The sequence below is a fragment of the Aminobacter sp. P4_D5 genome (genome assembly GCF_056401815.1).
In genome coordinates, this window is record NZ_JBFUIP010000315.1 from 1 (window position 1) to 3,156 (window position 3,156).

The 3,156-nt window shown below is 62.8% G+C and carries 4 protein-coding genes; 2 read left to right on the forward strand and 2 right to left on the reverse strand.

The genetic code is table 11. The features are described 5' to 3' along the window. The coding region (locus AC1DWF_RS31245) for an AI-2E family transporter (RefSeq protein ID WP_476842492.1) at nucleotides 1-1,045 on the reverse strand (1,045 nt) is incomplete at its 3' end. Between the two features lie 120 nt (nucleotides 1,046-1,165). On the opposite strand from AC1DWF_RS31245, the gene AC1DWF_RS31250 reads away from it, so the two are divergent. After that, nucleotides 1,166-1,492, forward strand: coding sequence for an ElaB/YgaM/YqjD family protein (locus AC1DWF_RS31250; protein ID WP_476782673.1), 327 nt, complete (start codon nucleotides 1,166-1,168; stop codon nucleotides 1,490-1,492). Nucleotides 1,493-1,510: 18 nt separating this feature from the next. Then, nucleotides 1,511-1,963 (forward strand): hypothetical protein, encoded by a 453-nt coding sequence (locus tag AC1DWF_RS31255; protein ID WP_476782674.1) that lies wholly within the window; start codon nucleotides 1,511-1,513, stop codon nucleotides 1,961-1,963. A 14-nt stretch (nucleotides 1,964-1,977) separates the two neighbouring features. On the opposite strand, the gene AC1DWF_RS31260 is transcribed toward AC1DWF_RS31255, so the two are convergent. Further along, nucleotides 1,978-3,156: sensor histidine kinase (locus AC1DWF_RS31260; RefSeq protein ID WP_476842493.1), on the reverse strand; the 1,179-nt coding region annotated here is incomplete at its 5' end.

The window sequence follows — 3,156 nt, forward strand, 5'->3', positions numbered from 1 at the left end:
TCGCATAGCCGACGAGCAGGGCAGGGATGGCGACAAAGCCACCGACCGCGCCCCACAGCCAGATCCAGAAAGCCAGTGCCAGCAAAACCACGAATGGATTGAGTGTCATCGTCTTGCCTATGACGAAGGGGGTGATGAACTGGCCCTCGATCGTGTTGACGCCGAGATAGACGATGACAGGAAGCAGGCTTGTGCCCAACGTGTCGAAGGAGGTCAGGCCGACAGCAAACAGGATCGCGACCATGACCAATGGTCCGACGAAAGGCACGAAGTTGGTGACGATCGCAAGCGCCCCCCAAAGTGGCGCCGACGGTACGCCCAGAAGGTAGAGGCCGATGCCGACGGTGAGACCTTCGGCGACGTTGATGATGGTGATCGACAGCAGATATTGCGAGACCAGCTGTTCGACGTCGCGGAAGATATGAGCGACGCGCCAGCGCAGGCGGCGGTTGAAGCATAGCCTGAGGATGGCGGTTCTTGTCTGAGAACGCGTCGCGACAAAGAAGTAGAGACTGGCGAAGAATAAAAGCACCTGGGCAACGACCGCTGGGGCAAGTGTCGCCATCGTTTCGACGCCGGTTCCCTCGTCGACCGAGACGGACAGGCCTTCGCCGCCGGTGACCTGGCGCAACTGGTCGCGCATGCTCTTGAACGTATCGAGCGGGCCCTTGAGGTCGGAGAGCTGCGAAGCGAGCTGCGCCCAGATCTGGGGCAGGCGCTGAAGCCAGAAGCTGAGCGGCGATGCGATCAGCAGCGCAAAGATGCCGACCGAGACAATGAACAGCAAAACGACGATGGCCGCCGACAGCGCAGGAGGCAGGTTGAAACGCTCAAGTCGCGAGGCAATCGGACCGAGCATCAGGCCGATGACGACGCCAAGACCGATGGGTGTGAGAATGAATTCGCCGGCATGGAGCGCGAAGACGGTGGCAATGACGCCCACGAAGATCATCGACACCTGCGCACCGCGCACGAGCAAAAGCTCGAAATTGGATTTTGGCGGCAGGCGCACGGTTGGCGCCTTCGTCATGGTGCGGTTGGGCATCTACAGTTTCCAGCTATTCAGGCTGGCAAAACGTCCGGCGGTCGGCGATGGTTCCTCCGATGAGGGAACCGACCGGGCATATGAGGCGTTTCGGCCCCATCGAACGCAAGGAGTAGTGACATGGCGACAGCTGCAGGAAAGACCGGCAACGGCACCAAGACCGTGCCGGACCTCGAGGCCGACATCAAGCTATTGAAGGCCGATATCGAAGCGCTCGCCAAGCAGTTGGCCGCAACGGGCGAGCATGGCTATGGCGCGGCCCGGCGGGCGGCGGCACAGGGAGCGGGTCAGTTGAAGGCGCAAAGCGACGCCGCCGTTGAATCCTTGCGCGTGAACGCCAGGGACATCGAGGAACAGTTCATGGCGACCGTGCGGGAAAAGCCCGTCACTTCGCTTGCTATCGCTGCCGGTGTCGGCTTCCTCATCGCGCTTCTGGCGCGGCGCTAGCAATCGGCCGGGGGACATATGCTGGCATCACTGATTGCGAGTTTCGCCACCGGCGAGACGACACTTGCGCTTAGGCGCACCCGCCGCGCGGCAGTGGCCTATCTTGCCGCTGCGGTCGCAGGGCTCTGCGGGGTCGGGTTTCTAGTGGGCGCTGCCTATGTCTGGGCAGCGCAAAGATTTGGGCACATCGAGGCGTCACTTGGCTTTGGCCTTGGCTTCCTGGTGGTTGCCGGGTTGATCCTGCTGTTTCACCGGCTGATGGCTGGTTCGCGCGCCCGAAATGAGCAGAGGCGCCGCCGCGCCGATATCGCGGCGCTCGGCACGACAGCAGCCATGGCTATGTTGCCGACATTGCTGCGCAGCAAGGGCGGCATCGGCGCGCTACTGGGGCCGGTGGTGGCGCTTGCCGCCTATGCGATCATTCGCGAGAACCACAAAACGGACGATAGTGACGGAGTGGCGGGGGAATAGTTCCCCCTTGTGCTCTAGGGGTTGGTCTCGGCCGGTTCGCCAAGCGGCATCGAGATATGCGCCCGTACGCCGTCCGGCAGATATTCGTGGCTAACCTCGCTTGAGATCACTTTCGCCAGGCTGCGGCGAATGAGGATCGAGCCAAAGCCATGATGGGCGGGCGGAGTGACTTTGGGTCCGCCGCTTTCGATCCATTCCAGCTGCAACCGTTTCTCGCCCTTGCGGCCTGTGACAGTCCACGAGAGGGCGACTTCGCCCTCTGGCACCGAAAGCGCGCCGTATTTGAGCGCATTGCTGGCGAGCTCGTGGAGGATAAGCGCCAGGCCGAGCGCCTGGTCGGGCGTCAACAAGGCATCCTGACCGACAATCGAGATACGAGGTGCCTCGGTGTCGTCGAAAGGGCTGAGTTCTGTTTTGGCAAGGTCGCGTATGCCGATGCCGCGCCACTCATACTCCGACAAAAGGCCATGGGCGAGCCCGAGCGCGCGCAGGCGCTGGCTGAAGGCTTCGAGGAACTCGCGCGGTTCACGCGCATGGCGCACGGTCTGGGTGGCGAGCGCCTGGACGGTCGCAAGCGTGTTCTTGACCCGATGGTTGATCTCGCGCAGCAAAAAGCGCTGGCGTTCTTCAACGGTGCGGCGCTCGGTGATGTCGTAGTTGACCCCGAAGACAAGCGTTGGTCTGCCATCGGCGTCGCGCTCGACGACGCGGCCGCGAGCGGCCAGCCATCGCGGCGGATCAAAACCCCTGATGCGGTATTCGCCGGAATAATCGTCGCTGCCTTCGAGCGCTTCCCGAAACATCTTGCGCGTTTTGCCGATGTCGCGCCTGTCGATGGCAACGACGATGTCGCGCGCCCGCATTTTTGTCGCTGGCAGCATGTTGAACAGTTCCGGCAAAAGCGTGTCGCATTCAACGACGCCGGTGCGCGGAACCCAGACCCAGCTGGCAAGGGCTGCGGCTTCGAGCGCTACAGCGCGACGGGTTTCGGCATGGACCAATGCCACCTCGGCCCGCGCACCGGCCCGGGAGCGGTCGCGCAACATGACCAGGCTCGCGGCGAGTGATGCCAGCGCTTCCATCTGTGCGAGCCTTGCCGGATCTGGCCTCAATTGTTCCTCCCGGTCAAGCACCAGCAGGACACCCACCGGGGAGCCTTGGGAAACGATCGGTACGCCGGCGTGGAACAGGTA

What these genes read in the sequence shown, in the direction of transcription:
- AC1DWF_RS31250 (WP_476782673.1), top strand. Translation starts at nt 1,166, where the DNA reads ATGGCGACAGCTGCAGGAAAGACCGGCAACGGCACCAAGACCGTGCCG.
- AC1DWF_RS31255 (WP_476782674.1), top strand. Translation starts at nt 1,511, where the DNA reads ATGCTGGCATCACTGATTGCGAGTTTCGCCACCGGCGAGACGACACTT.